At 57.1% G+C, this 6,047-nt stretch carries 7 protein-coding genes and 1 pseudogene; 4 read left to right on the top strand and 4 right to left on the bottom strand.

Annotated elements, in window-relative coordinates; all coding sequences use genetic code 11:
* Positions 1–591: 591 nt before the first annotated feature.
* The 4 genes from tatC (at position 592) to QZY07_RS18870 (ending at position 3,699) form a co-directional block, all read left to right on the top strand.
* Positions 592–1,746: a twin-arginine translocase subunit TatC gene (gene tatC / locus QZY07_RS18885; RefSeq protein WP_295406018.1), complete on the top strand. Its 1,155-nt coding sequence runs from the start codon at positions 592–594 to the stop codon at positions 1,744–1,746.
* A 203-nt stretch (positions 1,747–1,949) separates the two neighbouring features.
* Positions 1,950–2,927, top strand: coding sequence for a LysR family transcriptional regulator (locus QZY07_RS18880; protein ID WP_295406017.1), 978 nt, complete (start codon positions 1,950–1,952; stop codon positions 2,925–2,927).
* 190 nt (positions 2,928–3,117) lie between these two features.
* Entirely contained in the window at positions 3,118–3,480 is a 363-nt protein-coding gene (locus QZY07_RS18875; RefSeq protein ID WP_295406015.1) for a helix-turn-helix transcriptional regulator, read from the top strand.
* A gap of 72 nt (positions 3,481–3,552) precedes the next feature.
* The gene (locus tag QZY07_RS18870; RefSeq protein WP_295406013.1) at positions 3,553–3,699 is read left to right on the top strand and encodes a hypothetical protein; all 147 of its coding nucleotides are present in this window, start codon (positions 3,553–3,555) and stop codon (positions 3,697–3,699) included.
* On the opposite strand, the gene QZY07_RS18865 is transcribed toward QZY07_RS18870, so the two are convergent.
* The 4 genes and pseudogenes from QZY07_RS18865 to QZY07_RS18850 all read right to left on the bottom strand — a co-directional run.
* Positions 3,690–4,118 carry a cache domain-containing protein gene (locus QZY07_RS18865; protein WP_295406012.1) on the bottom strand — a complete coding sequence of 143 codons (429 nt, stop codon included), beginning with the start codon at positions 4,116–4,118 and terminating at the stop codon, positions 3,690–3,692. The two genes, QZY07_RS18870 and QZY07_RS18865, sit on opposite strands and share 10 nt — an antisense overlap.
* 130 nt (positions 4,119–4,248) lie before the next feature.
* Positions 4,249–5,295 (bottom strand): hydrogenase expression/formation protein HypE, encoded by a 1,047-nt coding sequence (hypE, locus tag QZY07_RS18860; RefSeq protein ID WP_295406010.1) that lies wholly within the window; start codon positions 5,293–5,295, stop codon positions 4,249–4,251.
* Entirely contained in the window at positions 5,295–5,765 is a 471-nt protein-coding gene (locus QZY07_RS18855) for a DUF1640 domain-containing protein (RefSeq protein WP_295406008.1), read from the bottom strand. Before QZY07_RS18855 ends, hypE begins: the two co-directional genes overlap by 1 nt.
* Positions 5,766–5,890: 125 nt before the next feature.
* Positions 5,891–6,047, bottom strand: a pseudogene (locus QZY07_RS18850) (hydrogenase formation protein HypD); the annotation flags it as partial.

Here is a 6,047-nt window from a genome sequence, read left to right as displayed (position 1 = left end):
GTCCAACACTTCCGCACTGCCAAGACCGACCATTCTACGCTCCCTCAGGGCTTTGTCAACCCCCCAACGCCCAGATTCCTTCCCGCTCCCGAACTCCGTTAAGCAAGCCGAACACTCTACCAATGCCGAGAAATCGCTGTCAATCTTTTTCAGTCAGACCAGCAATTCTCGCCGGGAACTCTAGCGCGTCGGGGCTAAAGTGAGAATTGCTGGGGCGCCACCAGGGTGAGCGCGTATAATTTTTTCTGAAATCAATAAAATCAAACAGTTAAGATGCGAGCTTCACAATACATATGAACTGTAACTTATTGATTTATAGGGGTACGCGCTCGCCCTGGGGGCGCCACAGGTAGCACTGACAGAACCGGCATGAATACGCTATGATTTACGTTTGCCGAAGTCATGCCATCAAGCCATTTTTCCAATCCGTATGCTGGCTTGATGGTCCAGAGCACCGTCCGAATACGTGACGCGGCGGCATGGTGACGCGAGAACTCATCTGGATCACGGCACGACCAACAACTCCGCTGGTTTCGACTCGCGGCCAAGCGATATCGCTACCATTCCCGATCAATCTTTTCGAGCACCCTGATGCCTTCCTCGATGCAACCTGACGACTCCGGTGCCGAACAGCCATTCATCTCACACTTGATCGAACTGCGTAATCGGCTGATCCGTATGCTGATCGCCATCGGGTTAGTGATTCTGGTGCTTTTCCCGTTTGCCAATGACATTTACACCTTTGTCGCAGGCCCTTTGATCGCTCAGTTGCCAGAAGGCAACAGCATGATCGCGACACAGGTCATCTCGCCCTTCCTGACGCCCTTCAAGCTGGCACTGGTGGCAGCCGTATTCCTCGCGATGCCCTACCTGCTCTATCAACTTTGGGCCTTCGTTGCACCTGGCCTCTACCAGCATGAGCAGCGTCTTGCGATTCCTCTGCTGGTCTCCAGCATCCTTCTCTTTTATATAGGTATGGCCTTCGCCTATTACCTGGTGTTCCCATTAGTCTTCGCCTTCATGGCCAGCACGACACCTGAAGGCGTGGCAATGATGACCGACATCGCCTCCTATTTGGATTTTGTCCTGGCGCTATTTTTTGCGTTCGGACTCGCCTTCGAGATCCCGATCGCCACCATCCTGCTGGTCGCGGTCGGCGCGGTGACGCCTGATGACTTGGCCAATAAGCGTCCTTACGTGATTGTCGGCGCTTTCATCATTGGTATGTTGCTGACTCCCCCGGATGTGTTTTCTCAGACCATGTTGGCCATCCCGATGTGGCTGCTGTTTGAACTCGGCATTTTCTCCTCGCGCCTCCTGATACGTCGGCGTAAGGATGAACAAAAGGATACCGATCTCAAAACATCGGCAAATGGCAACGCCGCATCATGCGCGCGAGCAACTATTGGCGCATCCGATACCCCCAGTGAGCTTGACAGCGTTCTAACGGTACGTGTCGATGATCCTGATCGTTGGCGCCCGTTGACGGATGATGAGATGGAAGCGGAGTTGGATCTGGCAGATGCCGATCGACCGTCGGAGTCGACACCCCGACAAGCCAATGCGTCTGATTCGAGAGCCAGAACGATCAATTCGGTCGAGGAAAAAATCATGCGGGCAAATCGGTTACGCGAGTTGCACAACGATTTTGCGGCACGCCAGGTACTTTACGAGGTCCTTGAAGAAGGCGACACCGATCAACGGCGAATTGCGCGCAACATTCTCCAGCAACTCGACCATGTTTAGCGCCGCCAAACACATTTGATTCAGCAGCGAAAACTTCGGTCTGACAAGTTTGCACGACGCAAGACTGCTCTCACGCATCAAGACTGGCCGCCGAGACGACGGTCTTCTTTGTTGCTGGGCACCCTCAGGCATTTATTGCTTTTACCAATAACTTTGGTCAGTTATTATAAAAACTTCTGATAGCGCGAAGGACACGAATGGCCATGGTCTCGGGATCCCAGATTCACTACAAACAGAATCGTTTGAAGCAGCTTCGGGCTTTCTGCCACGCCGCGCGCACCGGCAGTGTTAGCGCCGCCGCCGAGAAAATCTTCCTGAGTCAACCGACCGTCTCTCTCCAGATCCAGGCACTGGAGCGGGAATTCGGCACGATTCTGTTTGAGCGACGCGGCCCCAAGATCAAACTGACGCCTGAAGGCGATCTCTTGTTCCAGATGGCGGAACCCCTGGTCGACGGCATGGACAAATTGCATGATGCCTTTGCCACCCAATGTGGCCGCGTGGACAAGGGCGTGCTGAATGTTGCCGCTGGCGAATCGACGATTCTCTATATCCTGCCAGAGCCGGTGCGCGCCTTTGTCGATCAATTTCCGGGGATCGAACTTAAGCTCCACAATGTCACGGGGCGCGATGGCTTGGCTATGCTGCGTGCCGATGAGGTCGATCTTGCCGTAGGTTCGATGCTGGAAACGCCCGATGACATCACCTATCGGCCCTTCGTGACCTATCAGCCGACCTTGATCACCCCCAGAGACCATCCGCTCGCGAACAAGACCTCGGTGACGCTGGAAGAGATCGCGCCTTACGGACTGATTTTACCGCCCCGCCATTTGAGCACCTGGCGACTCGTCGATCTGGTCTTCAAGCAGCATAACCTGGGGTATCACGTCACCATGGAAGCGGGTGGCTGGGAAGTGATCAAAAAATACGTCGAGCTTGGTCTGGGCATCTCGATCGTGACTGACGTCTGTCTGACTGGCGAGGAAAATCTGGGGGTCACCCCCATCGGACAATATTTTCCCAAGCGGAGTTATGGCATTGTGCAACGTCGCGGGAAATTTCTGTCGCCACAAACCAAGTGTTTCATGAAAACGCTGGATCGAATTTTCGCGGATCGGGTGGTGGAACCACAGCACCAGACCGTCGGCGACGCAAAATGGGAAGATGCCTTCCTGGGCTGACCAGTCCAGAAAACATCATGATCGCCAACCTCCGGGGACGCAGGCGTTGTCCGCGCCGGATGGCGAATCGATGGTTGAGTTCCCGCATAGAGGACGTGTGTTTAGCCCGCTGATCGGGCGAACTTGGCCGTCGTCACTCTATCGTACTCTGTACGACTAACGTAACGGGTTTGTTTAAACTTTAATCACTATGGATCTGACTAAACGAATTGGCCAACGCCTGCGCGCGGCCCGACATGAGCAAAAGCTCAGCCTTGCCGACCTCTCAAGCCGCACGAACGCACTCTCCAAATCTCGCATCAGCAATTACGAACAGGGCATTCGCCGGATGGGGCTTGAAGAGGCACATCTGTTATCGGTCGCACTCGGGACAGTGACGCCGACCTATCTGCTGTGTCTCGACGACAAGGGTCCATTGTCGCCGCAAGAACGGCAGTTAGTGGAGTATTTCCGCCAAACGGATGAACGCGGCAAGAACACGATCCTGAAAATTGCCGTGGGAGAGTTGGATTTCGGGTCGGTCAATGTCGCCGACGAGACGGAGAGCCCATGACAGGATTCGCGGCCGCTAGGATCGCGAGCACCTCCTGACGCGCGCGACAGCGAAACGTGACGGACTGCCGGGATGCTGACGCATGTCGCTGCTGCGGAATCCCGCACGCCAATCGACATTTTTGGCGGGCGAGATGCGGGGAAGGGATTCTATGGTCGGCAGGAAACACCGCTGCAAACGGTGTTTCCTGAATACCGTGAAAAACACCGTTATTTATAGGCTCCAACGCCGCAGAACAACCCCTCCTTGTTGGTCATGACATAACTGGTCTTCTCGCGGATCTCGTCGCTGCCTGGATAGGGCCAGTGATAATCGACCCAGCCTTCCCCGGACGACTTGGCAACCGCAATCATGTTCTTGAAGAGTTCATCTCCATACTTGTTGAAATCCAGCAGGTTCTTGCCAACCAGTTCGGGTTTCATCGCGTGCGAAAGCATGACGCCCTCAAGATCCATGCAAAAGACGTAGAGATCTTTCTCCTTAAAGCCGCCATCATCGGCGGCAAACACCGCGAACGCCTTGTCCCCGCCCATCTCATTGACGGCGGCCTGCGCCTTCTGCGACATCGCCTTGGCCTCATCGGGGCTAGCCATATCGCCGGCGATCGCGAGAGTCATGGTCGCGCCAAGCAGCGCCATGGAAGCGGTGACGAAAAGTGATTGACGCATCATCTGATCCTCTCTCTAGTTATGGATTGTTATAAGCCACACGAAGATAGTACAAAACATGGAACGGGATCCAGTCCGGATGCATTGAGCTTCCATCGAATCAACAGATCCGCGGCAATTGCTCGCCGGCCAGCCAATCGACGATCCGGCTCCCGCCAAAGCCGGTCTCCATCTGCACGAAGCGCAGTGCGTCCTCGACGACCTCGCCAATGATCGCCGATGCCGTCCCTTTAGGATGCGCGCGCATGATCGACAGCAGGGCCTCGGCGCGTTCGGCGGGACAGATCGCGACCAGTTTGCCCTCGTTGGCTACATAGAGCGGGTCGAGCCCGAGCAGTTCGCAGGCGGCGGCCACCTCGGGGCGCACCGGGATGGTCTGCTCGCGGATCTGCATGCCGACGCTCGACTGATGGGCCAGTTCGTTCAAGGTCGTCGCCAGGCCCCCGCGGGTCGGATCGCGCAGACAACGAATCTCCGGGACGACGTCGATCATGGCCGCCACTAGATCGTGCAACGCGGCGCTATCGGACTGAATCTCGGTCCCGAAGCTCAGATTTTCGCGTTTGGAGAGAATGGCGACACCGTGATCGCCCATGCTGCCGCTGACCAGGATGGCATCGCCGGGCCGCGCCCGATCGCCGGAGATATGGATGCCGTCCGGCACCACCCCAATGCCTGTGGTGGTGATAAAGACACCGTCGCCCTTGCCGCGCTCGACCACCTTGGTATCGCCGGTCACGATGGGCACGCCGGCCACATTGGCGGCATGGGCCATGCTCTCGACGATACGCACGAGCTCGCACAGCGGAAAGCCTTCCTCCAGGATGAAACCGGCGGCCAGATAGAGCGGCCGCGCGCCGGCCATGGCCACATCGTTGACGGTGCCATGGACGGCCAGTGAACCGATGTCGCCGCCGGGGAAGAACAGCGGCGAGATGACGTGCCCGTCGGTACTCATGACCAAGCGTCCGGCTGGCGGCATGAACAGGGCTTGATCGTTGCCTTGGGCGAGCAGTTCGTTATCCAGAGCTTTCTGGAACACCTCGGCGATGAGTTGGGCCATGGCGCGTCCGCCGGCGCCATGACTCATGTCCACGGCGCCGTTTTTCAGGTCCAGTCGAACGGGGAAGCGTCGGTCGGTCGTCATCACAGCAATTTCACCAATGCGGCAGTCGCGGCAATTTGTGCCAGGATCAAGGGGACGATCCATTTCAGCAGATCCGTCTTGACACGCTCGATGTCGGTTTTGAGTTCGCCACGCAGCTGCTCAATGTCTTTTTTCAGACGCAGTTCGGTTTCGCGCAGATCCGCGCGCACCTGCTCGATGTCGGTTTTCAGTTCCGCGCGTACCTGTTCAATCTCCTTCCTGATGCGCAATTCGGTTTCGCGCAATTCGGCGCGCACCTGTTCGATGTCGGCTTTCAGATCCGCGCGCACCTGCTCAATCTCTTTTTGCAGCCGCAATTCGGATTCGCGCACATGACCCTGGGTCGCCAGATCCGGCAAGTGCGGATAGCGTTCCTCAAGTCGCTCGAATGCCTCCGCGATGACCTTGGCGCGGGTCTTGTCGTCCGGCGCGCTGGCAAGCGCTTCATAGAGTGCGATGACTGAACTCATGGATCTGTTCCGCGGATCGAATACCAAACTGTCAATCTGCCAGCGAGCGCGGCGTGATGCAAGTCAGTGCGGCGGCCTCCCCTCAACCCTCCGCGTTCGCAGCAGCTCGCGACAGCGCGTTCGGATTAGGCCAGTGCTGTCCGCGACGCCGGCGCTTCCCTGAACCGCCCGTAGCTCCAGTAGGCCGCGCAGGCGCCTTCGGACGAGACCATGCAGGAACCCATGGGATTGTCCGGAATGCAGACCGTGCCGAAGAGTTTGCAGTCGGTGGGCTGCTTGACG

It is taken from the genome of uncultured Thiocystis sp. (assembly GCF_903866365.1).
Classification (GTDB): domain Bacteria; phylum Pseudomonadota; class Gammaproteobacteria; order Chromatiales; family Chromatiaceae; genus Chromatium.
This window is presented reverse-complemented; position numbering and strand designations above follow the sequence as displayed.

Bases quoted from the DNA above. Each gene is read 5' to 3' on its own strand.
- QZY07_RS18880 (WP_295406017.1), top strand. From the start codon at position 1,950: ATGGTCTCGGGATCCCAGATTCACTACAAACAGAATCGTTTGAAGCAG.
- QZY07_RS18865 (WP_295406012.1), bottom strand. From the start codon at position 4,118: ATGGCGCTGCTTGGCGCGACCATGACTCTCGCGATCGCCGGCGATATG.
- tatC (WP_295406018.1), top strand. From the start codon at position 592: ATGCCTTCCTCGATGCAACCTGACGACTCCGGTGCCGAACAGCCATTC.
- hypE (WP_295406010.1), bottom strand. From the start codon at position 5,295: ATGACGACCGACCGACGCTTCCCCGTTCGACTGGACCTGAAAAACGGC.
- QZY07_RS18855 (WP_295406008.1), bottom strand. From the start codon at position 5,765: ATGAGTTCAGTCATCGCACTCTATGAAGCGCTTGCCAGCGCGCCGGAC.
- QZY07_RS18870 (WP_295406013.1), top strand. From the start codon at position 3,553: ATGCTGACGCATGTCGCTGCTGCGGAATCCCGCACGCCAATCGACATT.
- QZY07_RS18875 (WP_295406015.1), top strand. From the start codon at position 3,118: ATGGATCTGACTAAACGAATTGGCCAACGCCTGCGCGCGGCCCGACAT.